This window comes from Desulfurivibrio nitratireducens, from assembly GCF_044068515.1.
GTDB lineage: Bacteria > Desulfobacterota > Desulfobulbia > Desulfobulbales > Desulfurivibrionaceae > Desulfurivibrio.
In genome coordinates this window covers 1-25,349 of record NZ_JBIPKI010000019.1, presented here as the reverse complement: position 1 = coordinate 25,349, position 25,349 = coordinate 1, and the positions used below count along the sequence as shown (strand labels likewise).

At 59.5% G+C, this 25,349-nt stretch carries 19 protein-coding genes; 9 read left to right on the top strand and 10 right to left on the bottom strand.

Annotated elements, in window-relative coordinates; genetic code table 11:
* The first annotated feature begins 82 nt into the window (after positions 1 to 82).
* Complete coding sequence (locus tag ACHHTY_RS06775; RefSeq protein ID WP_395493343.1) at positions 83 to 607, top strand: hypothetical protein; 525 nt, start codon at positions 83 to 85, stop codon at positions 605 to 607.
* 109 nt (positions 608 to 716) lie between these two features.
* Positions 717 to 1,184, top strand: coding sequence for a hypothetical protein (locus ACHHTY_RS06770; protein ID WP_395493342.1), 468 nt, complete (start codon positions 717 to 719; stop codon positions 1,182 to 1,184).
* A 153-nt stretch (positions 1,185 to 1,337) separates the two neighbouring features.
* Here ACHHTY_RS06770 and ACHHTY_RS06765 read toward each other — a convergent pair whose 3' ends face one another.
* Complete coding sequence (locus ACHHTY_RS06765) at positions 1,338 to 2,087, bottom strand: rhomboid family intramembrane serine protease (protein ID WP_395493341.1); 750 nt, start codon at positions 2,085 to 2,087, stop codon at positions 1,338 to 1,340.
* Positions 2,088 to 2,245: 158 nt separating this feature from the next.
* The gene (locus ACHHTY_RS06760) at positions 2,246 to 2,569 is read right to left on the bottom strand and encodes a DUF5666 domain-containing protein (protein WP_395493340.1); all 324 of its coding nucleotides are present in this window, start codon (positions 2,567 to 2,569) and stop codon (positions 2,246 to 2,248) included.
* A gap of 184 nt (positions 2,570 to 2,753) precedes the next feature.
* Between ACHHTY_RS06760 and ACHHTY_RS06755 the strand changes: the two genes are divergently transcribed.
* The 4 genes from ACHHTY_RS06755 to ACHHTY_RS06740 all read left to right on the top strand — a co-directional run bounded on the left by ACHHTY_RS06755 (position 2,754) and on the right by ACHHTY_RS06740 (position 5,708).
* Positions 2,754 to 3,752, top strand: a complete 999-nt coding sequence (locus tag ACHHTY_RS06755) for a protein kinase family protein (RefSeq protein ID WP_395493339.1) — start codon at positions 2,754 to 2,756, stop codon at positions 3,750 to 3,752.
* Positions 3,749 to 4,237 carry a universal stress protein gene (locus ACHHTY_RS06750; RefSeq protein ID WP_395493338.1) on the top strand — a complete coding sequence of 163 codons (489 nt, stop codon included), beginning with the start codon at positions 3,749 to 3,751 and terminating at the stop codon, positions 4,235 to 4,237. The genes ACHHTY_RS06755 and ACHHTY_RS06750 overlap by 4 nt, the downstream gene beginning before the upstream one ends.
* A gap of 101 nt (positions 4,238 to 4,338) precedes the next feature.
* The gene (locus ACHHTY_RS06745; protein WP_395493337.1) at positions 4,339 to 4,887 is read left to right on the top strand and encodes a BPSL1445 family SYLF domain-containing lipoprotein; all 549 of its coding nucleotides are present in this window, start codon (positions 4,339 to 4,341) and stop codon (positions 4,885 to 4,887) included.
* A 158-nt stretch (positions 4,888 to 5,045) separates the two neighbouring features.
* Positions 5,046 to 5,708, top strand: a complete 663-nt coding sequence (locus ACHHTY_RS06740) for a DUF2071 domain-containing protein (protein WP_395493336.1) — start codon at positions 5,046 to 5,048, stop codon at positions 5,706 to 5,708.
* A gap of 330 nt (positions 5,709 to 6,038) precedes the next feature.
* On the opposite strand, the gene nifJ is transcribed toward ACHHTY_RS06740, so the two are convergent.
* From nifJ to ACHHTY_RS06700, 8 genes are all read right to left on the bottom strand, one after another.
* Positions 6,039 to 9,584, bottom strand: a complete 3,546-nt coding sequence (nifJ, locus tag ACHHTY_RS06735) for a pyruvate:ferredoxin (flavodoxin) oxidoreductase (protein WP_395493335.1) — start codon at positions 9,582 to 9,584, stop codon at positions 6,039 to 6,041.
* A gap of 256 nt (positions 9,585 to 9,840) precedes the next feature.
* Entirely contained in the window at positions 9,841 to 10,809 is a 969-nt protein-coding gene (epsC, locus tag ACHHTY_RS06730) for a serine O-acetyltransferase EpsC (RefSeq protein ID WP_395493356.1), read from the bottom strand.
* A 388-nt stretch (positions 10,810 to 11,197) separates the two neighbouring features.
* A complete protein-coding gene (locus ACHHTY_RS06725) occupies positions 11,198 to 12,496 on the bottom strand; it encodes a class I adenylate cyclase (protein WP_395493334.1) in 1,299 nt (432 codons plus the stop codon).
* 8 nt (positions 12,497 to 12,504) lie between these two features.
* Complete coding sequence (gene folP / locus ACHHTY_RS06720) at positions 12,505 to 13,401, bottom strand: dihydropteroate synthase (protein ID WP_395493333.1); 897 nt, start codon at positions 13,399 to 13,401, stop codon at positions 12,505 to 12,507.
* A gap of 1 nt (position 13,402) precedes the next feature.
* Positions 13,403 to 15,379: an ATP-dependent zinc metalloprotease FtsH gene (gene ftsH / locus ACHHTY_RS06715; RefSeq protein WP_395493332.1), complete on the bottom strand. Its 1,977-nt coding sequence runs from the start codon at positions 15,377 to 15,379 to the stop codon at positions 13,403 to 13,405.
* A 135-nt stretch (positions 15,380 to 15,514) separates the two neighbouring features.
* On the bottom strand, positions 15,515 to 18,742 hold the full coding sequence (carB, locus tag ACHHTY_RS06710) for a carbamoyl-phosphate synthase large subunit (protein ID WP_395493331.1): 3,228 nt from the start codon (positions 18,740 to 18,742) through the stop codon (positions 15,515 to 15,517).
* A 95-nt stretch (positions 18,743 to 18,837) separates the two neighbouring features.
* The gene (gene carA / locus ACHHTY_RS06705) at positions 18,838 to 19,947 is read right to left on the bottom strand and encodes a glutamine-hydrolyzing carbamoyl-phosphate synthase small subunit (protein ID WP_395493355.1); all 1,110 of its coding nucleotides are present in this window, start codon (positions 19,945 to 19,947) and stop codon (positions 18,838 to 18,840) included.
* 2 nt (positions 19,948 to 19,949) lie between these two features.
* The gene (locus ACHHTY_RS06700; protein WP_395493330.1) at positions 19,950 to 21,281 is read right to left on the bottom strand and encodes a 3-deoxy-D-manno-octulosonic acid transferase; all 1,332 of its coding nucleotides are present in this window, start codon (positions 21,279 to 21,281) and stop codon (positions 19,950 to 19,952) included.
* Between the two features lie 427 nt (positions 21,282 to 21,708).
* Here ACHHTY_RS06700 and ACHHTY_RS06695 point away from each other — a divergent pair, with 427 nt between their 5' ends.
* From ACHHTY_RS06695 to ACHHTY_RS06685, 3 genes are all read left to right on the top strand, one after another.
* The gene (locus ACHHTY_RS06695; RefSeq protein ID WP_395493329.1) at positions 21,709 to 22,908 is read left to right on the top strand and encodes a deoxyguanosinetriphosphate triphosphohydrolase family protein; all 1,200 of its coding nucleotides are present in this window, start codon (positions 21,709 to 21,711) and stop codon (positions 22,906 to 22,908) included.
* Positions 22,905 to 24,611 (top strand): ATP-binding protein, encoded by a 1,707-nt coding sequence (locus tag ACHHTY_RS06690; RefSeq protein WP_395493328.1) that lies wholly within the window; start codon positions 22,905 to 22,907, stop codon positions 24,609 to 24,611. The genes ACHHTY_RS06695 and ACHHTY_RS06690 overlap by 4 nt, the downstream gene beginning before the upstream one ends.
* A gap of 102 nt (positions 24,612 to 24,713) precedes the next feature.
* On the top strand, positions 24,714 to 25,283 hold the full coding sequence (locus ACHHTY_RS06685; RefSeq protein WP_395493327.1) for a response regulator: 570 nt from the start codon (positions 24,714 to 24,716) through the stop codon (positions 25,281 to 25,283).
* Positions 25,284 to 25,349 lie beyond the last annotated feature (66 nt).

The following is a 25,349-nucleotide window of genomic DNA, read 5'->3' as shown; positions in this document are numbered from 1 at the left end:
ATTTATCAATCCAATTCGTTAAGATAGGGCCAGGAGTTAGCCTCAGGCCGATGAAAACCCGATAGACGAAGGAGGAGCGCTCATGGGGAGGTATGAAGATGCGGTGGATCTCTCGGTTTATTTCACCCTGAAGGAAGCGATCAGGGAGCGTTATTCTTATTCTGGTAGCCATGGATACCGCCCCTCCGAGCGGTGGCGTCCTCTCCGGCAACTGGCCAGCCTCCCGATTCTGCCCTTGCCTCAAACCCGGCGGCTGCGGAGGAACCTGCCCTGTTTTGTCCCTCGCGGAGAAATCTATGTCGTCCATCGGGAGTTGGGCCGAGTAGTCAGGATCGGCATGGGGGGAGTCTGCTTCACCTACCAGGACCATAAGCCTACGGCCGGAGAATTGCCGCGGGAAGGAATGCTCTTCAGCGGCGATGATCTTTCTCTGGATGGACTCCCTTTCGAAATCGTGGCCGACCAGGAGGTTGGCCCTCCTCTCGCCGACAAATACCGGCTCCGGAAGCGCAGGGTGCAATTTGGCGAACTAAGCGACGGTCAGGTGGAAAGATTGGAAAATTTTATTCTCAGGAACGCCTATATCCCCCAATTGGCTTACTCTTGATGCCTGGGGACCGGGGCGGCACCGGAGACCAGCAGCAAAGCCGCTGCCTGCGGTTATAGACGGCTGGCAACAAACGCCCACCCTTGGGGCGACGTGGTAGGACCGGTCAATGACGGGAAAAAAAATATACTGGATGCCGGATTGGCTTGACCGGTTCGACGCCTTGGTTTCCGCTTGGCTGGATCGCCATTGCCAGACAGTATTGTGTCTTTGCCTGGCCATCATCTTTCTCTGGTTCGGGGCGCTCAAGCCCCTGGGGATGAGCCCGGAAGAGGAGCTGATCAAAAATACGGTATATTGGGTTTCGCCGGCCTGGTTCATCCCGATTCTGGGCTGGTGGGAGATGGCCATTGGCATCGGCCTGCTCTTCCGGCCCCTGCTCCGCATGGCTTTGTTGCTGCTCATCCTGCAGATTCCGGGCACCATGCTGCCCCTGGTTCTGCTGCCGGAGGTATGCTTCACCAACTTTCCCCTCGGAGTCAGCCTGGAAGGCCAGTACATCATCAAAAATCTCTTCCTGGTGAGCGCCGCCTTTGTAATCGGCGGCAAAGTTCGCCACAAAAAAGGCAGCGACTGACCCAGTCTTTTGGGGCCAAGATCCGATCTGATTCACCCGACCGGCATCTCAAGCTCTATGGCCGCTGGAATGATTGGGGTGGCTGGGGAAAAGGGACAAAGCGCGGCGCAGGTCCCTCTGACGGGGATCATTTTTTGCTGAAGAATTTCCGGGTTACCCTCGGCCGCCCCTTGGGGCTTTGTGGCGGAGGACCAGGGCGATGACCAGGCCAGCCAGAAACCCCCCGATATGGGCGCCATAGGCCACCCCGCTGCTGGCGCCCATCAATACCAGAAACGGCAGCAGGTTGTCGATCAGCAGATAGACCCCGAGCACCACCGGCGCGGGAACGTAGATGAAGCCGAGATAAAAGGGGAAGAGAAAGACGAACACTTTCACGGTGTTGCGGGGAAACCAGAGGAAATAACAGCCCAGCACCCCGGAAATGGCGCCGGAAGCCCCGATCAGCGGCACATTGGAGCCGGGAACGAAGAGCGTAAAAAACAGAGTGGCGATCACCCCGGTAGCCAGATACATGCCCAAAAAGCCCAAAGCCCCCAGGCGATATTCGACATTGTTGCCGAAAATCCAGAGGTAGAGCATGTTGCCGATCAGGTGGGCCCAGCCGCCATGGAGAAACATCGAACTGAACAGAGTCAGGATCGTGGCTTCGGCCGGGCGGAAACCATAACGAAAGACCAGGAGATCGTAGGCGGTAATCTGATCACGGAACTGATGGACGGCAATGCCTCGTTCGCGCATGCTTTCGAGGAACAGGGCGTACACCGGGTCGCCGGGATCAGGGGTGGCATTCATCAGGGGCAGGGAAATCAAGAAAAAGACCCCGATGTTGATGAGCATCAACCCCCAGGTCATCCAGGCGAACTTGCTGGGGTTGGGGGTGTCCCCGACGGGAATGAACATGCACGCGCTCCTGGAGGTGGGGCGGGAACGGCCAGGGCCTGCCGGCTCTGGAGTTGAGGGCGGGCCGATTTCTCGTAAGGCTGATCGAGGCCGTGGCCAGGGGTCGGCCCAGCCCCGCTGCGGGACTGAATCAGGGTGAATTTTTACCCTGGGGGCAATCAGCGGCAGTTATGGGGCGGTTCGCTGTCGATTTCATGGACTAGACCACCGCGGATATCGACCTTGACGCAGGCGCCGACCACCAGGGGGCCCTCCTGCTGATCGAACTGGGTCCGCGGGTTGGTCGTCACCTGGCGGCCACCGATGATCCAGGTGCCGTGCAGGCCGGCCGGCATTGCTTCCACCCAGCCGTAAAATCGTTGGCGGTCACGATTGTCGCCGCTTTTAGCCATGATGGTGGCGGGAGCAAGGCAGCCAACCGCCAGCACCAGGGTGATCAGCAGGATCTTCGCGACATCATTCAGAAATTTTCCCTCCAACATCACCAATTCTCCTTGTTATCCTCTGGCATTATAACTCCCGCCTAAAAATCATCAACATTCCGTTAGGAGCAAAAATATCCTGTTCCTGTAACGGGACCGAGCCGGCTTTCCGGCCGGTTCGGTTGAAAAACCATTGCCTTTCACCCTCCTGCTGATGATATCATAAAAAAAGAGGAGGGACTCCGTGACCGCCGCCAAAAATTTGTCAGCAAGCGATATCGCCGATTTGATCCGGGTTTATGCCGGGCCCGCCGCAGTGCCGAAAAATTTCCGGATCATTGCCGATACCAGCGATTTTTTCAAGTTGGACTATAACGATGTTGTGCTGCTGGGTGATAATGCCTACTGGGTCAAACGTTACGAAAAAGAGGGGCGATTCGGGATCGACGACCAGCCCAAATACTGGGTGCGCCGGGCGATAGACTTGAAAACCGGGGAGACTAAAATCCTCAAGCTGGTATTCCACGAAGAATTCATCACCAGGATTGCCGGTCTGGAAATTAAATGTTTCCGGAGTCCCCGTAAAGAAGCGCGTATCCTCGACCTGGTTGCCCAAGATGATCGCTTCATGCACGGCACCTGGACCAGGGATGAGGCGGGCAACAACGTCCGCATCCTGGAATTCATTTACGGTCGCAGCATCGATCGCGTCATTGAAGATGACGACGGCGACCACTATGAATACTTCCACCAGCGCTTCCCGCAGATTCTGGCCCACTATATTGAGATGGTGCAGGCCATCAAGTTTCTGCACGATCATGGCGAAAAGCACGGCGACATCAGACGGGACCACATCTTCTGGGATCGGGAACGGGAACGCTACCGCTGGATCGATTTCGACTACAACTACCTCCACGGCGAGTCGATGTTTGCCTTCGATCTGCAGGGGTTGGGCAATATTATCATCTATCTGGTCGGACGGGGCGATATTCTGGTCCCGGACCTCTACCATAATCAACGGGAACTTTTTGACCTTCTATGGGGCGAGGATCTGAATATCTCTTATAAGAACCGGGTGGCCAACCTGAAAAAAATATTCCCCTACATTCCCGAAAGCCTTAACCGGGTTCTGCTCCACTTTTCCCATGGGGCTAAGATTTTTTATGAAACCACCGGCCAGCTGCTCGATGACCTGGCCGAAGCGCAGGCCGAAGTAGCCGCGCAGACAGGGAGGCAATCATGAGCGAACAGGACTTCAGCGATCTGGCCCGCCGGGACACGGAGCGCCACCTCCTGCTGGCGGTGGATGAATCGGAAAACTCCCGCCGCGCGGTACTCTATGTCGCCGATTTTTTTGGCGATTATCGGGATGTTTTCATTACCTTGCTTACCATCCTGCCGGAACCTTCGGAGGATTTTTTCCCTAACGACGAAGAACGCCGCCAGTGGTTGGCAGAAAAGGAGGCGGCCGTCAACCAGCGGCTGGCGGAATTCAAGGAGATCCTAAAGGGAGCGGGCTTTACCGAAGGCCAACTCGAGACCCGGGTTGTTAAACGGCCGTGCACCTCCATCGGCGATGCCATTCTGGATGAACAGGAAAAACTGCGCTGTTGTATCGTGGTAATGGGCCGGCGCGGCATTTCGCACAAGGAAGAGTTCGTCTTCGGCTCTACTTCCAACCGAGTTCTGCATAATGCCAAGCACTGTGCCGTGATGGTGGTTGAATAAAAGGGGAATCGCTCGGCTTTGCTCGGGAAGTTCCGTTTTTTGGTCCAGTCCCGTGCCGCCCTGAATTCCGCCGGTTTTAACTTAAGGTTGAGGAGCTAACCATGAAATTCGCCAGAATATTTCCCCCCTTTGCCGTTGCCCTGCTCTGCCTGCTTTTTGTCGTCCCGGCCTATTCCGCCAGCCGTGAAGAGATCGATGCCCGCACCGAGGAAGCTCTCAAGGAATTTTACGCCCACACCAGTGCCGGCCAGGAACTGGCGCAAAAGGCCGCGGGGATGCTGGTCTTTCCTTCGGTGGTCAAGGCCGGCATCGGGATTGGCGGGGAATACGGTGAGGGCAAGCTGCTGGTCGGCGGAGAGACGGTTGCCTACTACAACATCGCCGGGGCCTCGATCGGGTTTCAATTGGGCGCTCAGGTGCGGCGGGTTATCGTCATGTTCATGACCGGGGAAGCTCTGCGGAGTTTCCAGGCCAGCGAGGGCTGGAAGGCCGGAGTCGATGGCAGCGTCGCCATCGCTACCATCGGGGCGGGGGGTGAAATAGATTCCAACACCCTGCAGCAGCCGGTCATCGGCTTTGTTTTTTCCAACCGGGGCCTGATGTATAACCTGACCCTGGAAGGATCAAAAATCACCCGGATTCAGCGCTGATCTGTAATGACCTAATCCTTGCCGGCCGGACCCTGCTGCTTCCGCCCGACAAACGTTCCAGCCCACGCCGTTTATAATCATACATTCATTCTGCCGAGCGGGTCGCTCTACTCTCGCGCCCGCTCGGCCACCGACCGTTCAGCCCCGATTAGGTGCCGATGACCCTCAAAAACACTCTCGCCCATCTGCTTATCCTGAACTACCCTGTGCCGGCCGCCCTTTTGGCCGCCAGGATTCATCCATCGCTGCAGTTGGATACCCATGGCGGCACGGCCTGGCTCAGCCTCCTGGCATTTGAGCAGCAACGCTTCGCCCCTCTGGGCCGGCTGGGACCCAGTTTCAATTTTCCCGAGGTCAATTATCGCACCTATGTGCAATGGAGGCAGCAGCGCGGAGTATATTTTTTCCGCCTGGATTTAGGTTGCGCCTGGCTGGCGCTAATATCCCGGATGTTTTTCGGCATGCCCTGCCGGACTCAGCCGCTTGATCTCCAGGTGGAGATGGAAGCGGACAATACTTACCGTTCCTGGCGCCTGCATTCGCCGGAACTCGTGGTCGCGGCCCGAAGCGCCGGGGCCGCGACCGCCGACTCTGCCTGGTTCCTGGAGCCGAACCATGGGTTTTTCACCCACCGTAATGGCAGCCTGCGTTACTTTCAGGTCAAATGGTCGCGTACCGGACTGATGGCTGCCAAGGCGTCGATTGCCAGGTGTAATTTTCTTGAAGATATCTGGGGTTATCGTCCGGCCGAGTCGCCGTCAGCTTCCTTGATAAACGGCCTGAAGCTCGAGCTGGTTAAGTTCCCGCCCCAACCGGTATAGATCGTCGGCGGAAAAATATCGGCCGGCGGGCTTGAAGCAGGTTTCTCGTCGAGCTTGAGAGCTAAAAAAAATGCCGGCCTGTAGGGAGAGAATCCTCCAGATAATCCAGGAGGCTTTGAGAGATTATCTCGGTGGGCCGAAACCGACCTTAGCGTTGCCCGGCAAAGGAGTGGACCCGGGCTTGCGGTGCAGCAAGGCCTGTCGGCTTTAACCGGGGAGGGGGATGCGGAGGTCCGGCGAATAACAAGCTGAGGTTGCTCGTAAAAAAAAGGCGGGACCGGGAAATTCTTCCCGGTCCCGCCGCTGTTTAGCCGTTTTTTAATTAGAAGCTTATTTCTCCGGCTCCAGGGCCTTGTGCAGACCCTGCAGGCGCTTCCAGCCCTTGAGGACATCCTGTTGGGAGAGTGCCATCAGGCTGTCGGCCATGCCCGGGTTCATCAACTTCAGAGCCCGGTAGCGGTTTTCGTTGAGGGCGTATTCGGCAAAGGGAATCGACGGCTCCTTGCTTTCAATGTGCAAGGGGTTTTTGCCTTCGGCTTCCAGCATCGGATTGAAGCGATAGAGCGGCCAGTGCCCGCAGTCCACCGCTTTTTTCTGCTGGTCCAGTCCTTTAGCCATGTTGATGCCGTGACCTACGCAGTGAGCGTAGGCGATGATCAGGGAGGGGCCGTCGTAGGCTTCCGCTTCGGCAAAGGCTTTGACCAGTTGGGTCGGATTGGCGCCAAAAGCGACCCGGGCCACATAGACATTGCCGTAGGTGGCGAAGATCATGCCGATATCCTTCTTGGGCATTTTCTTGCCCCCGGCCGCGAACTGGGCGGTGGCCGCCCGGGGAGTGGACTTGGACATCTGGCCGCCGGTGTTGGAGTAAACTTCGGTGTCCATGATCAGGACATTGACGTTTTCCCCGGAGGCCAGGACATGGTCCAAGCCGCCGTAGCCGATGTCGTAGGCCCAGCCGTCCCCGCCGATGATCCAGACCGATTTCTTGACCAGGTAATCAGCCACCGGCAGCAGCCGTTTGGTGATTACGGAGTTGTCGCCGGCCAGTTTTTCCTTGAGTTTGGCCACCCGCTCGCGCTGGGCTTCGATTTCTTCCTGGTTCTTCTGGGAGGCCTTGATCAGGTCATCGGCCATTTTCTTGGTGATCAGCTTGGCCGCTACCGCTTCGCCCAGCAGTTCCACCGCCTGGGCAGCCAGCTTGTTGACCGAATAGCGCATACCGAGGCCAAATTCGGCGTTGTCCTCGAAGAGGGAGTTGGCCCAGGCCGGACCACGGCCATCGGCCCGCTTGCAGTATGGGGTGGTGGGCAGGTTGCCGCCGTAGATCGAAGAACAGCCGGTGGCATTGGCGATCAGCATCCGGTCGCCGAACATCTGGGTGGCCAGCTTGATGTAGGGGGTTTCGCCGCAGCCGGAACAGGCCCCGGAGAACTCCATCAGGGGACGCTTGAGCTGGCTGCCCTTTACCGTCGCAATATCAATATCCTGGTCGGCCACTTCCGGCAGATCGAGGAAGAATTTGACGTTGGGTGCTTCCTGGGCCCGAACCTTGTCGGTGTTTTCGATCATCTGCAGGGCCTTGGTCTTGGCCGGACAAACCTCGACGCAGAGGGTGCAGCCGCAGCAGTCCTCGGTAAATACCTGAACCACCGCTTCGCTGCCCTTGAACTGTTTGCCCACGGCCGGAGCGGTTTTGAGGGTCTTGCTCTTGCCCTTGAGATCGGCCGACTTGACAATCTTCATCCGGATCGAGGCGTGGGGGCAGACCAGGGAGCAACGGCCGCACTGAATGCAGTTTTGGGGCAGCCATTCCGGTACGTGGACGGCGATATTGCGTTTTTCATACTGGGTGGTGCCGGTGGGCCAGGTACCGTCGGCGGGCATTTCGGAAACCTTGACCAGGTGACCCTTGCCGGCGATCATCTTGGCGCTGACCTGCTTGACGAATTCCGGGGCGTCCTCGGGAACCACCGGCGGCAGCTCGTGGCCGTCGGTTTTGGCCGGAACCTTGACTTCCTTGATGTTGTTGACCGCGGCATCGACGGCGTCATAGTTCATTTTAACGACCTTTTCACCCTTCCCGCCGTAGGTCTTCTTGATGGCGTCCTTGATCCGGTCAATGGCTTCCTTCTTGCTGAGGATGCCGGAAATCAGGAAGAAGGCGGTCTGCATGATCATGTTGATCCGGGCGCCCAGGCCGATGGCCTCGGCCAGCTTGATGGCGTCGATCACGTAGAACTTGGCCTTCTTGTCGATCAGTTGCTTTTGCACCGCCGAGGGCAACTGTTTCCAGACCTCCTTGGGACCGAAGGAGGAAGTCAGCAGGAAGGTGCCGCCGTCCTCCAGGTTGCCCAGCATGTCGTACTTGTCGAGGAAGGTGAAGTTGTGGCAGGCGATGAAGGTTGCCTTGTCGATCAGGTAAGGGGCGATGATCCGGTTTTTGCCGAAACGAAGATGGCTGACGGTCATCGAACCCGATTTCTTGGAATCGTAGACGAAATAGCCCTGGGCGTTGTTGGCGGTTTCGGTGCCGATGATCTTGATGGTGTTCTTGTTGGCGCCCACGGTGCCGTCGGAACCCAGGCCGTAGAACATACAGCGATGCACGTCGTGGCCCTCGATGGTGAAGGAACGGTCGTAATCGAGGCTGGTCATGGCCACGTCGTCATTGGGCCCGACGCAGAAATGGTTCTTGGGGGCCCAGGCGGCCATGTTGTCCAATACCGCCTTGACCATGGCCGGGCTGAACTCGGCCGAACCAAGGCCATAGCGGCCCCCGAGGATCATGGGCTGGCTGGCGGGACGATTGCTTTCCACCGCTTCGCCGACGGCGGCCCGGACATCGAGATAAAGGGGTTCGCCGACGCTGCCCGGCTCCTTGGTGCGGTCCAGCACGGTAATGCGCTTGACCGTGGCCGGCAGGGCGTTGACCATGGCCTTGCTGTCGAAGGGCCGATAGAGCCGCACCACAACCAGGCCGATTTTAGCCGCATCTTTGGCAATCAGATGCTCGATGGTGGCCCGGACGGTTTCGGCTCCGGAACCCATCATCACGATGACGTTTTCGGCATCAGGGGCGCCGAAATAATCAAAGAGATGGTAACGGCGGCCGGTCAGCTCGGCGAACCGGTCCATGGTTTCCTGGACGATGCCGGCACAGGCATTGTAATACTTGTTGACCGTTTCCCGGCCGGTGAAATAAACATCCGGGTTCTGGGCGGTGCCGCGCATCATCGGCCGGTCCGGGGAAAGCCCCCGGGCCCGGTGGGCCGCGATCAACTCTTCGTCGATAAGCGCCCGCATGTCGTCGTGGCTGAGCTGCTCCATCTTCTGGATTTCATGGGAAGTCCGGAAACCGTCGAAGAAGTGGACAAAGGGAATCCGGGACTTGAGGGTAGACTGGGTGGCGATCAGGGCCATGTCCTGGGCTTCCTGGACGTTCTGGGAGGCCAGCATGGCCCAGCCGGTCTGGCGGACGGCCATCACGTCGCCGTGGTCGCCGAAGATCGACAGACCCTGGCAAGCGACGGAACGGGCGGTGACGTGGAAGACGGTGGGAGTCAACTCGCCGGCCAGCTTGTACATGTTGGGCATGATCAGAAACAGGCCCTGGGAGGCGGTAAAGGTGGTGCAGAGAGCCCCGGTGGTCAGCGAGCCGTGCAGGGCCCCGGCAACCCCGCCTTCCGATTGCATCTGGGTCACCACCGGCACCGAACCCCAGATGTTCTTCTGGCCGGCGGCGGCTTTGGCGTCCGACTCGGCGGCCATGGGGGTGGAGGGGGTAATGGGGTAGATGGTGATGACTTCGCTGGTGGCAAAGGCGACATGGGTGCAGGCCTGGTTGCCATCGATGGTTACCATTTTACGCGACATTGTTCGACTCCTTGGCTCAAGATTTGATGGGGAAAAAAGAAAAGGTAATATATCAGCGGTTCGGGGAACCGTAAGTAACTGTGCGCGAGGCAAATCGTGTTAATTTAAACGAATCTCAGTCTCATTTCCACAATTATTTCGACCAGCCGCCAGCGCCGGAGAGGGTCCGCCGGCGAAGGCGGCAAGGTGGGCAGGAACCGGTCGGGCCGGGCCGGGGTCGTTAAAGGCGCCTCGGAAGATTGAGGCCTGGCTTGGCCTACTGCCGCTTATAGACCAGTTCAGGGGGGTTAAGGACTACTTTGGTGTCCGGGGGAACTGAGTGGATCAGCCAGACATTGCCCCCGATGACCGAGCGAGCCCCGATCACCGTGTCGCCCCCGAGGATGGTGGAGCCGGCATAGACCGTGACATCGTCTTCCAGGGTGGGGTGGCGCTTGGTGTGGCGTTCCAGCTCGCCGGCTTCATCCCGCTTGAAGGCCAAAGCCCCCAGGGTAACCCCCTGGTAGAGCTTGATCCCTTTGCCCAGAATGGCGGTTTCACCAATGACCACCCCGGTACCGTGGTCAATGAAAAAGGAAGAGCCGATCTGGGCACCGGGGTGAATATCGATGCCGGTAATGCTGTGGGCGTGTTCGGTCATGATGCGGGGCAGGATCGGCACTTCCAGCCGGTAGAGCTCGTGGGCGATCCGATAAACGGTGATCGCGTGCAGGCCGGGATAACTGAAAATAATTTCATCAAAACCGGCGGCGGCGGGATCACCCTGATAGGCCGCGTGGACGTCGCTGGCCAGCAGGGCGCGCAAATCCGGCAACCGTTGCAGAAAACGGAAGGCCCGTTCCTGGCCGGCCTCTTCACAGTGTTGGCAGACCTGGCCGTGCCGGGTGCACTCATGGCGGATGGCGTTGGCAATTTCTTCGGCCAGCCGATCAAAAAGGCCGGAAATTTCCAGGCCGATCCGGTACTTGAGATTTATCCGATCGATGCCCTGGCTGCCGAAATAGCCGGGGAAGAGCAGATCCCGGCAGGTTTCGAGAATATTGATGGCCTCGGCGCGGGAGGGCAGGGGCTCAGCTTCCACATGCTCAAAACAGGTCCGGGAATCGCAGGTGGCGACGACCTGGTCCACCACCTCCGGCAGCCGGGAGCGGTAGTTGGTTCCCTGGGAGGGCTCTTTGCTGGGGCACTGTTCGGCGGCGAGGGGAACTTTAACGGTTTTCGGCATCATGGTCCTCCGTTACTCCGGGGCGGGCGTTTCCGGGGCTTTCCCGGCAGATCGATGATTGCGGCAAGCTTATTACGGCCGCCGATAAAAATAGACTATTGCTTGCCTGGCTTCAAGAAGGCCGGTTTAAGGGGCCCCGGCCGGATTTTAGCATGAGCTGCACCATATTGTAATCGTGCAACATTTAAATACTCTAACTGTTTTGAAGGTTAATTGTCGAGGGCCAAGGTGGCGCCGGTTCTCCGGCGGCGGCTCAAAGCATAATTCACCATTATTCGGGCGCTGATCTGCCTGGTTCGGTTGCCGGCAAGGTCGAAGCGGCGGCGGCAAGGGGGGATGGAACTCCGCCGGGGTCGGGCCGCCCGGCCCGGGAGCAGTCCCTGGATGTTCAGGCGGCCAGATCCCCGCCCCTGGTTGAACGACTCAGGCGCCGGTAGGTTTGCAGCAGATACTCATTGACCCGGCCGGCAAAAGCTTGCTTTTCCTGGTTCTGCCAATGACGAAAATTGAGAAATCTTTGCCGATCCTTTGGCAGAATATCCCAGGCTGTCATCTGCTCCATGATTTCCCGAAGATTGTTATGAGGGCCGGAGACTTTGCTGGCCGGCCCCTTCAGGTCCTCCAGGGTCTTGAGAAAAAAGCACTCCCGAATCAGATCCGCCCATTGGCGGGTCAGGCTGGTGGCTGAGTTCTCATAGAAGGTGGTTACTTCCCGAGCCAGCAGCAAGTAGGGGTCGATTTGCTCCGGGGCGAGGCTCGCTTCCCCGGGGCCAAGTTTTTCCGGATAGGTTACCAGTCGTTTGACCTTGTCGGAAAAAAAGTGGACTCCGTCGCCCTCCTGCTGCAACAGCAATTCAAGATAAGCGAACTTGATCACCGACTTGAAGGGACTGGCCAGGGCCTTGTTCATCTGCCAGAGACAGGCGTCGAGGATTTCCCCCGGCGGGATGCCGGTAATACAGCCCAGATCGACAAAATCCGCCCGGTTGATCGACTGCTCCCGATCCAGGCGCAGCACCTCGATCCTATACTGCTCTTCATTAAGGCCGGGGGGGATCAACCACCAGAGCAGGGGCTTGCCCGCCACCAGGATATGAGTGCGAAACAGTTCGTCCTTGAGCAGAACTTTTTGTTCGCAGGCGGCGGCTTTATCCGCCACCGGTGGAGTGAAGCTGTTGCTTCGGGTTTGGGCGATGTCCATGAGGAAAAAGTGGGTTTCAACCCCCATTGCCTCGGCCCAGGCCTCGATGGCGCCGCATTTTTGCTGGAGCAGTTGGAGGCCGCCGCTTCCCAGTTGCCCATAATCGACGCTGACCCAGAAGTCGCAGTCCGATTTTTCCGATTGGGCGATGGTGCCCATGCTGCCGATGGTTTTCAGGGAATGGATGGCGCATGGCCTGGTCGGCCGGGGCGCTTTCTTCGATCCCCCGGCGCGGGCAGACGGGAACAGTTGTTGGAAGAGCCTGGAGCTCTTGGCGCTGGCCGAATCGTAAGCAATAATTCCGCGGGGGCAGGCCGGGTCGGCGACATAACCGGGAAGATCGGGCTGATTGCGATGGAGCAGGTAAGGCACCAGGGTAAAGATAATTTCGCTTTTGCGCTGGTTAAGCCTGACCGCCCTGGCAATTCGGCCGGCGTTGTACTGGCGGTAGCGGGCAAGTTTGTCGCTGGGGACCATGGTTTTCATGCCTTAAATCAAGGGGCCCTGTTTGGTGCCGCCGGCCCCCGGGGGGCGCCGATGGCCTCGGCCAGGATTACGGCCTGGCGGGTTGCGCCGACATCATGGGCGCGAATGATATCGGCCCCGCCCAGGACACAGATGGCGGAGATGACGGCCGAGGGCAAATCACGCTGGTCCACCGGCAGATCCTGCAGCAGTTTGCCAATGAATGACTTGCGGGAATGGCCGATGAGCAGAGGCCGGCCCAGGCGCCGGAATTCCCCCAGCCGCCGGATAATTTCCAGATTATGGGCCACCGTTTTGCCGAAACCTAGGCCGGGATCGATGATCAATCTATCCCGGGCAATGCCGTGGGATGCCAACTGGTCGATGCGGTCAGCCAGAAAATCAATTATTTCTCCGACCACCTCCTGATAGCGGGGCTTGATCTGCATATCGCCGGGATTGCCCTGCATGTGCATGATCACCACCGGCCAAGCGCCTTCGGCGGCCAGGGAGACCATCTCGGGATCAAAGCGCAGGGCGCTGATGTCGTTGATGATGGTCGCTCCGGCGGCCAGGGCTGCTCGGGCCACCACCCCCTTGGTGGTATCGACGGAGATGGGAATATCGGGGTGCAAGCGGCGGATTGCCTTAATTGCGGGGATAATCCGTTGCAATTCCTGGTCGGCGGGGACGGCCGGGGCGAAAGGCCGGGTTGATTCGCCGCCGACGTCGATGATGTCGGCGCCGGCGGCGATCATGTTGGCCGCCTGGCGTTCAATGGACGCGATGGTGGTCCAGCAACCGCCATCGGAAAAAGAATCCGGGGTTACATTGAGGATCCCCATGATCCGGACCGGTCCGGCGCCGGTCAGGCAGGCAGAGGCGGGCGCGCCGGTTTCCTGAATGTCGCGGCCGCGTTGCGTCATTTCAGCTTCGATCCGGTTCCCGGTCCGGCTCATCCGGTTCGTCTTGCCGGTCGGGCTCGGTGGCCCCGGTGGTCTGGTCCTCCGTTGCCGGTTCTGCGGCAGCAGCAGGGCTGTCCGCCGGCGCCGCGGCGGCTTGAGCTGTGTTTTCCGCCGGCTCATCGCCGGGCTCCGGCGCGGGAGCCTGTTCGCCGCCGGCTTCCCGGATAATCCGCTCGATATCCTCAAGCAGCAGGGTCTCTTTTTCCAGCAGTTCGGCGGCTATCTGGTGCAGGGCATCCAGGTGAGCTTCGAGCAGCTCATGCACCTTGTCCTGGGCCTCCATCATCAGGCTTTTGACCTCGTTGTCGATCTGGATGGCGGTGGATTCGGAATAGTCGCGGTGCTGGGAAATTTCCCGGCCCAGGAAGATCTGCTCCTCCTTTTTGCCGAAGGTCAGCGGGCCCATGGCCTCGCTCATTCCCCATTCGCACACCATTTTGCGGGCCATATTGGTGGCTCGCTCGATATCGTTGCCGCTGCCGGTGGTGATTTCGCCAAAGACCAGTTCTTCGGCCACCCGGCCGCCCAGGAGGATGCAGAGGTTGTTGATCAGATAACTGCGAGCGTAAGTGTATTTATCCTCCAGGGGCAATTGCTGGGTCAAGCCCAGGGCCCGGCCGCGGGGGATGATGGTCACTTTGTGGAGAGGGTCGGTGCCGGGCAGCAGTTTGGCCACCAGGGCGTGACCCGCCTCGTGATAAGCGGTGATCTTCTTTTCTTCTTCGGTGATGATCATGCTCCGGCGCTCGGAACCCATCATCACCTTGTCCTTGGCCTGCTCCAGGTGGAGCATGCCGACCTTATCCGCCCCCTGGCGAGCGGCCAGCAGGGCGGCCTCGTTGACCATGTTTTCCAGGTCGGCCCCGGAAAAGCCGGGAGTGCCGCGGGCGATCCGGGCCCAATCCACATCCTCGGCGACCTGGGTTTTTTTGCCGTGTACCTGGAGAATCATCTCCCGGCCCTTGACGTCGGGAATCGGCACCACCACCTGGCGATCAAAGCGGCCGGGCCGGAGCAGGGCCGGATCCAGTACGTCGGGCCGGTTGGTGGCGGCAACGATGATTACTCCCTCATTGGCCTCGAAACCGTCCATTTCCACCAGGAGCTGGTTGAGGGTCTGTTCGCGTTCGTCATGGCCCCCGCCCAGTCCGGCTCCGCGATGGCGGCCCACCGCGTCGATTTCGTCGATAAAAATAATACAGGGGGCGCTTTTCTTGCCTTGGATAAAGAGGTCCCGGACCCGGGAGGCGCCGACCCCGACAAACATCTCGACGAAATCGGAACCGCTGATCGAGAAAAATGGCACCCCGGCTTCACCGGCGATGGCCTTGGCCAGCAGGGTCTTGCCGGTGCCGGGGGCGCCCATCAGCAGAACCCCCTTGGGGATCCGGCCGCCCAGGCGGGTAAACTTGCTGGGATCTTTGAGAAAATCGATGATCTCGGCCAGTTCCTCTTTGGCCTCGTCGATGCCGGCGACATCACTGAAGGTGATCTTGCTTGTCTCGTGATCCAGCAGGCGGGCCCGGCTTTTGCCGAAGCTCATGGCTTTACCGCCACCCATCTGCATCTGGCGCATGAAGAAGATCCAAACCGCGATCAGCAGCAGCATCGGGAACCAGGAAATCAGGATGGTAAAATACCAGGGGCTTTGATCCGGCTCCTTAACCTTGATGTTGACTCCCTGGCGACGCAAGAGCGGAATCATCTCGGCATCGTCGGGGGCGATAATTTTAAAGGATCGTCCGTCGGGGCCTTCGGCGGTGATTTCCTGGCCCTGGATCAGGACCTCGCGGACCGTTCCGGTTTCGACGCTGGTCAGGAAATCGCTGTAGCTCATTTCCGTGACCTGGGGCTGGGGCCGGCTGAAAAGATTGAAGAGCATGATCATGGTAAGACCAATGATCAGCCACATGGATAGGTTTCTATAGAAAATATTCAAAAAGAACCTCCAGGCTGGATAGTAGCCGCGTGTTTGTTTGTACGATCAAGTCGGGAACGAACAAAATAAGACAGCCGAACAGGAAAGTCCACCTTTAGACTCGAGCGACAGGACAAAAGTTTATTTTTTGGCCGTTCAAGCCGTTTGCTGCTGGAACTCCTGGATCGGTTTGACGGACATGGTTTTCTCCCGCATGGTGCTGATCGCCTGGAGCATGGACTCCGCCCCGGCAATGGTGGTGGTGTAGGGAAGATGGAAGTCGAGGGCGGCCCGCCGGATGGTGTAGGAGTCCTCGGTGGTTCGGGTTCCCATGGAAATATTGACAATCCACTGAATCTGGTTGTTGCGGATCATGTCCAGCACGTGGGGCCGTCCTTCGGAAATTTTGTGAACCTGGCCGCAGTTTACCCCATGTTCACCGAGATGGCGAGCGGTGCCGGCGGTAGCCACCAGGGTCAGGCCCAGTTCGGCCAGGCTCTGGGCGATGGGCACAATGGCCGGCTTGTCGGGATGGCGCACGCTCAAAAAGACGGTGCCGGTCTGGGGGATTTTCTGGCCCGCCGCCAGCTGCGACTTGGCGAAAGCCAGGCCCAGGCAGTCGTCGATGCCCATGACCTCGCCGGTGGACTTCATTTCCGGCCCCAGAATGGTATCGACATTGTCAAAGCGGTCAAAGGGGAAAACCGCTTCCTTGACGGCGTAATGCCGGATCTTGACTTCGCTGGTCAGGCCCAGTTCAGCCAAAGTCTTGCCCATCATCACTTTGGTGGCCAGCTTGGCCAGGGGCACTCCGGTGGCTTTGCTGACGAAGGGCACCGTGCGCGAGGCCCGGGGGTTGACTTCCAGGACGAAGAGGGTGTTGTCCTTGACCGCGAACTGGACGTTCATCAATCCTTTGACTTTGAGCTCGGCAGCCATGGCCCGGCTGGCGGCCTTGATTTCCTCGAGCATGGCCGGAGCCAGGGTGTGAGGGGGCAGGACGCAGGCCGAATCGCCGGAGTGGATCCCCGCCTCTTCAATATGCTGCATGATCCCGCCGATGATGGTGTTTTCGCCGTCGGAAATGGCATCAACATCGACTTCGATGGCGTCCTTGAGAAACTTGTCGATCAGGATCGGGTGCTCGGGGGAGACATCGACGGCGGTATTCATGTAGTGGGTCAGGTCGCGCTCGTTGTAAACGATCCGCATGGCCCGGCCGCCCAGCACGTAAGAGGGGCGAACCACCACCGGATAGCCGATCTGTTTGGCGATGACCAGGGCCTCGTCGGCATTGTGGGCGATGCCGTTGGCCGGTTGGCGCAGGTTCAGTTTTTGCAGAAACTGCTGAAAACGCTCGCGGTCTTCGGCCCGGTCGATGGAATCCGGCGAGGTGCCCAGAATAGGGACCCCGGCCCGGGCCAGGGGGACGGCCAGATTGAGGGGAGTCTGACCGCCGAACTGGACAATCACTCCCGCCGGTTTTTCCTTTTCGATGATGTTGAGCACATCCTCGCGGGTCAGGGGCTCGAAGTAGAGGCGGTCGGAGGTGTCGTAGTCGGTGGATACCGTTTCCGGGTTGGAGTTTACCATAATCGACTCGATGCCCAGTTCCCGGAGGGCGAAGGAGGCGTGCACGCAGCAGTAGTCGAACTCGATCCCCTGGCCGATCCGGTTGGGGCCGCCGCCCAAAATCATAACTTTACGCTGGTCGGTTTCCCTTCCTTCGTCCTCGGTTTCGTAGGTGGAATAAAAGTAAGGGGTGTAGGCTTCGAACTCGGCGGCACAGGTATCAACCAGCTTGTAAACCGGCTTGCACCGGCTTTTCTCGCGCAGCTCACGAATGTCGTCTTCCGAGGTGCCGGTCAGAAAGGCGAGCTGGCGATCGGAAAAACCGTACTGTTTAACCTTGGTGAGCAACTCCCGGTTAAGCCCCGGGAAGCCGCCGGCCCGGATTTGCTCCTCGCAGGCGACGATCTGGGCCATGTTGTGGAGAAACCAGGGGTCGATGCCGGTGACCTCATTGAGCCGCTCGACCTGGACTCCCCGCCGGAGGGCCTCGTAAAGCTGAAAAAGCCGCTGGGAGCTGGGTTTGCGCAGGGCGCTTTCCAGGTCAGCCTCATCCAGGCCGGCGAATTTCTCGAACTTGCGGTCGGCGCCAAAGCCGGTGCAGCCGATTTCCAGCGAACGCAACCCCTTCTGCAGGGCCTCTTTAAAGGTGCGGCCGATGGCCATGGTTTCCCCCACCGACTTCATGGCGGTGGTAAGAAAATCGTCGGCCTCGGGGAATTTTTCGAAAGTCCAGCGGGGGATCTTGACCACGCAGTAGTCGATGGTGGGCTCAAAGGCGGCGTAAGTCTCCCGGGTGATATCGTTTTTGATCTCATCCAGGGTGTAACCCACCGCCAGTTTGGCGGCGATCTTGGCGATGGGGAAGCCGGTGGCCTTGGAGGCCAGGGCCGAGGAGCGGCTGACCCGGGGGTTCATCTCGATCACCATCAATTCGCCATCGACCGGGTTGACCGCAAACTGGACGTTGGATCCGCCGGTTTCCACCCCGATCTCCCGCATGATGGCCAGGGAGGCATCGCGCATCAACTGGTATTCACGGTCGGTCAGGGTCTGAGCCGGGGCCACGGTGATCGAATCACCGGTATGAACCCCCATGGGGTCGATATTTTCGATGGAACAGATGATGACCACGTTGTCGTTTCTGTCCCGCATCACCTCAAGCTCGTACTCCTTCCAGCCCAGCAGGCTCTTTTCCAGCATGACTTCGCTGTTGATGGAAAGATCCAGGCCGGATTCGCAGATATCTTCCAGTTCCTGCTGGTTGTAAGCGATCCCGCCACCGGTGCCGCCCAGGGTGAAGCTGGGCCGGACGATCACCGGAAAACCGATTTCCCCCGCCGCCGCCTTGGCCTCGCCGATGGTATGGATAATCACGCTTTCCGGAACCTTGAGGCCGATCTTGCGCATGGCCGCCCGGAAGGAATCCCGCCCCTCGGCTTTGCGGATTACGTCGATTTTGGCAGCCAGCAATTCGACCCCGTATTTTTCCAGTATGCCCATCTCCGCAACCCGGATGGCGGTGTTGAGGCCGGTCTGCCCGCCCAGGGTGGGGAGCAGGGCGTCGGGGCGTTCCTTTTCGATGACCTTGGCTACGAATTCGGGGGTAATCGGCTCGATGTAGGTGGCGTCGGCGATTTCCGGATCGGTCATGATGGTGGCGGGATTGGAGTTGATCAGAACCACCTGGTAGCCCTCTTCTTTCAGGGCTTTGACCGCCTGGGTGCCGGAATAGTCAAATTCACAGGCCTGGCTGATGATGATGGGGCCGGAGCCGATGATGAGGATTTTCTTGATATCGGTACGCTTGGGCATGACGGCGGTATTCCTTTTGCTCAGGTTCTGGGTTCAAGGCGGCAGGTCAATGTTTCAAGGTGCCAGGGCCATTTAAGGGTTGTTTGTCGCTCCGGTTATTTCATCATCTGGACGAAACGGTCGAACAGATAGACGGCATCATGGGGCCCGGGGGCGTTTTCGGGGTGGTACTGGACCGAAAAGGCCGGAAAGCGGCGGTGCCGGATGCCTTCCACCGAATTGTCATTGAGGTTGATGTGGGTAAGCTCAATATCGGCGGGGTCGAGGCTGTCCATGTCCACGCAGAAGCCGTGGTTCTGCGAAGTGATTTCCACCTTGCCGGTGGTCAGATCCTTAACCGGCTGGTTGATCCCCCGGTGGCCGAATTTCAACTTGTAGGTCCGGCCCCCGTAGGCCAGCCCCAGCAGCTGGTTGCCCAGGCAGATCCCGAAAATCGGTTTTTTGCCCAGCAGGGCCCGGATGGTTTCGGGCACCCCGGCGATGCCGGCGGGATCGCCGGGGCCGTTGGATAGAAAGATGCCGTCGGGCTCCATGGCCAGAATGGTATCCGGGTCGGTGCTGCAGGGAACCACCTGCACCCGGCAGCCATGCTCGGCCAGCAAGCGCAGCTGGTTGTACTTCAAACCGCAGTCGATGGCGACCACCTTGTAGCGGCCGGGCCCGGCGCTGGTGAAGGAGGTGCCCGCCACCGGCCCGGCGGCGGTCCAGCCGTAGGGTTCGGGGCAGGTGACTTCCCGGGCCAGATCCCGGCCCACCAGGCCCGGAGCCTGGCGGGCCTTGGCGACCAGGGAGGCGTGATCGAGATCTTGGGTGGAAACAATCCCCTTCATGGCCCCGGCCTGGCGAATATGGCGGGTGAGGGCCCGGGTGTCCACCCCTTCAACGCCCAACACCCCGGATTTCCGCAACAGATCGGCCAGGGTGCCCTGGGAGCGGAAGTTGCTGGGAAAGGGGCAGTACTCCCGGACAATGAAGGCCTCAACCTGGACGCGGTCGGATTCCATATCCTCGTCGTTGACCCCGTAGTTGCCGATCAGGGGGTAGGTCATGGCGACGATCTGGCCCCGGTAGGAGGGATCGCTCAATAACTCCTGGTAGCCGCTCATGCCGGTGTTGAATACGACTTCCCCGCTGGTCTCCCCGCTGCCGGTGAAAGATACTCCTTCAAAAATCGTTCCATCTTCCAAGGCAATACACGCTCTCATCATCAACCGTCCTCACCGACAAATTGTTTGATTATTGTTACCTGTTGTCTGGCCGCCCCCCGCAAACGCAGGGCGACTTGCCGGGCCTGTTGGGCCGCCCGGTCGTAGGCGGCGGGCCTGATGTGGAAGGCCATGATCCGCTGACAGATATCTTCGTCGTCCCGGACCATGAATCCGGCGCCCTCCTGCCGCAGCAGCTCGGCTTCCTCGCGAAAATCATCCATATGGGGCCCGAAAAGCACCGGTTTGCCCCAGGCAGCCGCTTCCAGCAGGTTGTGGCCGCCTCGTTTGACCAGGCTGCCGCCGCAGAAAACGTAGTCGGCCACCGCGTAAAGCCTGGCCAGCTCGCCCATCCGGTCAACCAGCAGAACCGCCGCCGTTGCTTCCGCCTCCGCCTCCGGGGCGTCGAGGCTCTCCAGGTGTTGAAAAACGATATTTCTTTCCCGCAGCAGTTCTTCGACCTCGGGCAGGCGCTGGAGATGCCGCGGGGCCAGAATCAGCACCAATCCGGGCAGATTGCGTTTGAGCTTGCGCCAGGCGGCGAGCATCAGCTCTTCCTCGCCGGCGTGGGTGCTGCCCGCGACCAAAATCGGTTGCTCCCGGGTCAAGCCCAGGCGGTGCCGCCATGCCGCGGCGACCTCGCCGGGGCTGGTTGCCGTTTCTGCCGGCGACCCCTCGGGGGCCAGGTTGAGGTCATACTTGGCATTGCCGCAGACCGTGACAATTTGCGGGTCAGCGCCCAAATCGCGATAACGACGGGCATCATCTTCACTGACGGCGGCGATGGCCTTGAAGCGCGCCAGGGTCTTGCCGAGCAGACAGCGCACCGGCCAGCCTTGATAGCGGCGCATGGAGCGGGCCGAAAGCCGCGCGTTAAGCAGGAGGGGGCCGCTGTCCCGCCGGTCCGCCTGGAGGATAATCTCCGGCCAGAGTTCGGTTTCCAGGCAGACATAAAGATCCGGTTCGATGGTCCGCATGGCCCTTGAACTGATCCCGGCCAGATCAAGAGGGGCGTAAATGCAGGTAACCTCCGGCGGCAGCCATTCCCGGCAGACCTGCTGGCCATGCCGGGTCAGGGTTGAAACCCAGATTTGGGTCCCGGGCAACTGGCGCAGGATTTCTTCCGTCAGGGCTCGGGCAACCCGGACTTCTCCCACCGAAGCGGCATGAAGCCAGATCCGTTTTTTTTTGTTCGCCGGCTTGGGAGCAGATGGGTAAAAACCCAGCCGTTGTCTTACCTCCTGGGGCGGTCCGCTGAGTGAGTAAATGATAAAAAACGGAAAAACAAGCAGAAAAACAGCCCAAGCAATGATCTGATAGAGAAAATAAATCAAGGGGGAAAAAAGCCTTTTTCAATATTTTTCCGGGTGGCTGGGGCGAATCCACTTAACTCGTCGGCGCCGGCAAACTAAAAAAATGGACAAAAATTATCAACGCAAGGGCGGCAATAAAACTTGTCAATTAAACCCGGAATTATTCATTTCGTCAATGAAATTGCCACTAGGTTCTCGTGACAATGGGCTTGCATCACGGGGGCGAAAAGGTCATGATTGTTGAAGGTGTAATTGCAGCCGTCGCCCTGCCGCCGGAAAGCAGGGCAAGCTCCTGGGCCTTTCAACTTTGTCGACGGCGCCAAAAGCCGCGACGACGACCCGACGAGCTTCGTAACTATTTGTTTTCGCATCGCCGACCAACGTGCTGGTCGGGTTTTGGCGAGGTTGTCAACTTCAGGCTGGTTTTATTTCTCAAACTGGTGAATTCATGCAAAACTCCCGTGCCGCGGATGCTGCCCTGCTGGCCTTGAAAGAAGTTCTGGCTGAAAAGGAGAACCGCCAGCTTTCCCCCCTGGCCGCCTTGAGCCGAGAAGGCTTGCGGCGCATCCCCGAACAGCGGGATGATCACCGCCTTGCCTTTGCCACCGATACCGATCGGATCCTCCACTCTCGGGCCTACACCCGCTATATCGACAAAACCCAGGTTTTTTACATGGTCCGCAACGATCATATCACCCACCGGGTTCTCCATGTCCAGCTGGTGTCCAAGATCGCCCGGACCATCGGCCGTTTCCTCAGTCTCAACGAAGACCTGATCGAGGCCATCGCCCTCGGCCATGATATCGGTCACCCCCCCTTCGGCCATGATGGTGAAAAGGAACTGGACCAGATTTGCCGGGAGCATGGCCTGCCGTCATTTCAACACAACCTGCAAAGCGTGGTTTTCCTGGAAAAGATTGAGAAGCAGGGGCGGGGGCTTAACCTGACCCTGCAGGTACTGGACGGCATCATGTGCCATGACGGCGAGATCCACCAGCGACGGCTCAAGCCCCGCCGGGGCAAGGCTTTCGCCGACTTCGACCGGGAATTCGCGGCCAAGCTGGCCGACCCCGAACTAGAGTTGCTGCCCATGTCGCTGGAGGGCTGCCTGGTTCGCCTGGCCGACACCATTGCCTACATCGGCCGGGATATCGAAGATGCCATCGAGCTGGGTCTGATCAGCCGGGACGATCTCCCCCCCGCCTGCGTCGAGGTGCTGGGCAACACCAACGGCTCCATGGTTTACCGGTTGGTCAGCGATCTGATCGTCAATGGCCTCGAGGATGACCAGTTGGCCTTCTCGCCAGCGGTGGCCGAGGCCCTGCAGGAACTGAAGCAATTCAATTACCGGCGCATTTATCTCAATCCCCTGATCAAGCAGGGCCTTGACCGGATCAAGAACTGCTACCGGACCATGTTCGACCGCTACCTGGACGATTTCAGCCAGCGCCGCGGGGAAACCCCGATTTTCACCGAATTCCTTGACCAATTGGCGCCCTGCTACCGGGATCATGCCGATGGCGTCGCCGTGGTCCGGGACTTTATCGCCGGCATGACCGATGAATACTTCCTGGCCCGGGCCGCCGCCTGCGGCTGCCAATTGCCCCCCATGCGCCAAACCATCGCGGCCGGAGACCCCAAAAAGTGATCCGGCGCATCCTGGTGGTTGACAACAACCCGTCACTCCTCGACATGCTCGCCCGGTTCCTGGGGGACGAGGGCTACGAGGTCCGCTGCGCCGCCGATGGTCTTGCCGCTCTGGCGGTGCTGGACGATTTTGTTCCCGATGTCGTCATCGCCGATCAGGTTATGCCCAATATCAGCGGGGACAAGCTTTGCCGGGTGATCAGGGCGATTCCCGCGCTGCGGGAGGTTCGCCTGGTGGTGCTTTCCGCCCTGGTGGTTGAGGAGGAGGTTGATTTTCAGGCCTTCGGGGCCGATGCCTGCATTGCCAAGGGACCTTTTGCCCAGCTCCGGGAAAACATCCGCTCGCTGCTGGCCATGTTCGGGACCAGGCCCGACTGGGTAAGCTCCCGGGTTATCGGGCGGGAGCAGCTCTTCCAGCGCGAGATCACCCGGGAACTGCTGGATATCCACCAGCACTTTGCGGTCATCCTGCAGAGCATGAAAGACGGGGTGGTCCAATTGAGCCGGGAGCGGCGGATTGTTTTCGTCAACCGGGCGGCGACCGAGATCATCGGCCGGCCGGAAGAAAAGCTGCTTTCCAGCGATTTCTTCACCTATCTGCGGGCCGACGCCCGACCCTTGGTGGCGGCGGCCCTGGCCCGGTCAGCGCCGGCCCCGGCCGCAACCGACCCGGGCGATCCCGGTCCGTCCCTGGGCGCCCAGCAGGAAATTTTCCTGGGCCGGCGCCAGGTGCTGCTTACCCTGTTGCCCTCGGCCGATCCCGCCAATGCCGCCCCCTGGGTGGTCATCCATGATATAACCGAGCAAAAGCAGGCAGAGCGGGTGCAACTGCGCTACCAGCAGGAACTGGAGTCGGAAGTCGGCCGGCAAACGGCGGAACTGGCCGCCGGTTACCGCAAGCTGCAAGCGGAATTTGAGCGGCGCAAGAAAGTCGAGGTGGCATTGCAGGCTTCCCATGCCGAGTTGGAAAGACGGGTGGCGATCCGCTCGGCCGAAGTGGAAAAACTATATAACCAGTTGTTGCACTCGGAAAAACTCAGCGCGGTGGGCAAGCTGGCCGCTTCCATCGCCCATGAATTCAACAACCCGATCTGCGGCATCCGCAACGTTCTGGGCGGCCTCCAGCGGCGCGTGGCCCTGGCCGGCCCCGACCGGGAACTGGTGGAAATGGCCATCCGGGAATGTGACCGGGTGGCCCGCCTGACCGGTGATCTGCAGAGCTTCAATCGTCCGACCTCGGCCCAGCTCGACCTGCTCGATCTCCACGCCGCCCTGGCCGACATCCTGCTGCTGTGCAAAAAAAACTTTCAGAACGAGGGGATCAAGGTCCAACTGGAGCTGGCTCCCGACCTGCCCCGGATCATGATGGTGGCGGATCAATTAAAACAGGTTATGCTCAATCTGCTCACCAACGCCGGTGAAGCCATCGGTTCCGGCGGCGGGTCGATCAGCATTGCCACCCGCAGGATCGGGGCTGAAGTGGCGATCAGCTTCACCGACACTGGCGCCGGAATCAGCCCTGATAACCTTAATCATATCTTCGAGCCCTTTTTTTCCACCAAGTCAGCGGTGAAGGCCACCGGGCTCGGGCTGGCGGTAAGTTACGGGATCATCAAGCGTCATGGCGGTAGAATTGAAGTGGCAAGCGAGGAGGGGCAGGGGGCATGTTTTACCGTTTTCCTGCCGGTGGCCCCGGATGATTGACCGGATCTTGACAAATCGCGGTCAGTTGAGCAGTCGCCGGCAGCGCTCGGGAATAAGCGCGCGGCCGGTTTTAGCCTCATTTAACTGGTAACAGGCCCAATAATGAAAAAAACAAAAATTCTCCTGGTGGATGACGAAGACCTGATCCGGGCCAGCTTGGCCATAGATCTCGATGAATCCGGTTATGAAGTGGTGGCGGCCGCCGGGGGCATGGAGGCCCTGCTGGAGTTCCGAGCCGGGAACTTCGATTTGGTCATCACCGATCTCTTGATGGAGGAGATGGATGGGCTGGCCCTGCTCAGCGAGCTGCGGGCCGAGGCGCCGGAGATCGGGGTGATCATCCTCACTGCTTTCGGCGATTTGCCCACGGCCATCGAGGCGATCCGGCTGGGGGCGGATGACTACCTGTTGAAACCCTACAAGTTCGAGGAGTTGCAAACCCGGGTCAACATCTGCCTGCAAAAGCGGGCATTGAAAAAGCGGATCAAGGTTTACGAAAATTTCCTGCCGATCTGTGCGGTATGCCGCAAAATCCGCGATGACGAGGGCCGGGAGCCGGGTAGCGGCCCTTGGCTGCACATGGAAGAGTTCCTGGCCCAAAAAGCCGGACTGCGCCCCAGTCACACTTATTGCCCCCACTGTTTTGCCGCCGCCAGCCGGGACATCGGTTAATCGGCCAGGTGGCGAGGTGCAATGGGCAGGAGTCGGTTGCTGCCTGAACCAACAGGGCCCCGGCGG

Bases quoted from the DNA above. Each gene is read 5' to 3' on its own strand.
- ACHHTY_RS06740 (WP_395493336.1), top strand. From the start codon at position 5,046: ATGACCCTCAAAAACACTCTCGCCCATCTGCTTATCCTGAACTACCCT.
- carB (WP_395493331.1), bottom strand. From the start codon at position 18,742: ATGCCCAAGCGTACCGATATCAAGAAAATCCTCATCATCGGCTCCGGC.
- carA (WP_395493355.1), bottom strand. From the start codon at position 19,947: ATGAGAGCGTGTATTGCCTTGGAAGATGGAACGATTTTTGAAGGAGTA.
- ACHHTY_RS06760 (WP_395493340.1), bottom strand. From the start codon at position 2,569: ATGTTGGAGGGAAAATTTCTGAATGATGTCGCGAAGATCCTGCTGATC.
- ACHHTY_RS06695 (WP_395493329.1), top strand. From the start codon at position 21,709: ATGCAAAACTCCCGTGCCGCGGATGCTGCCCTGCTGGCCTTGAAAGAA.
- ACHHTY_RS06745 (WP_395493337.1), top strand. From the start codon at position 4,339: ATGAAATTCGCCAGAATATTTCCCCCCTTTGCCGTTGCCCTGCTCTGC.
- ACHHTY_RS06765 (WP_395493341.1), bottom strand. From the start codon at position 2,087: ATGTTCATTCCCGTCGGGGACACCCCCAACCCCAGCAAGTTCGCCTGG.
- ACHHTY_RS06770 (WP_395493342.1), top strand. From the start codon at position 717: ATGACGGGAAAAAAAATATACTGGATGCCGGATTGGCTTGACCGGTTC.
- folP (WP_395493333.1), bottom strand. From the start codon at position 13,401: ATGACGCAACGCGGCCGCGACATTCAGGAAACCGGCGCGCCCGCCTCT.
- ACHHTY_RS06725 (WP_395493334.1), bottom strand. From the start codon at position 12,496: ATGAAAACCATGGTCCCCAGCGACAAACTTGCCCGCTACCGCCAGTAC.
- ACHHTY_RS06775 (WP_395493343.1), top strand. From the start codon at position 83: ATGGGGAGGTATGAAGATGCGGTGGATCTCTCGGTTTATTTCACCCTG.
- nifJ (WP_395493335.1), bottom strand. From the start codon at position 9,584: ATGTCGCGTAAAATGGTAACCATCGATGGCAACCAGGCCTGCACCCAT.
- epsC (WP_395493356.1), bottom strand. From the start codon at position 10,809: ATGCCGAAAACCGTTAAAGTTCCCCTCGCCGCCGAACAGTGCCCCAGC.
- ACHHTY_RS06750 (WP_395493338.1), top strand. From the start codon at position 3,749: ATGAGCGAACAGGACTTCAGCGATCTGGCCCGCCGGGACACGGAGCGC.
- ACHHTY_RS06685 (WP_395493327.1), top strand. From the start codon at position 24,714: ATGAAAAAAACAAAAATTCTCCTGGTGGATGACGAAGACCTGATCCGG.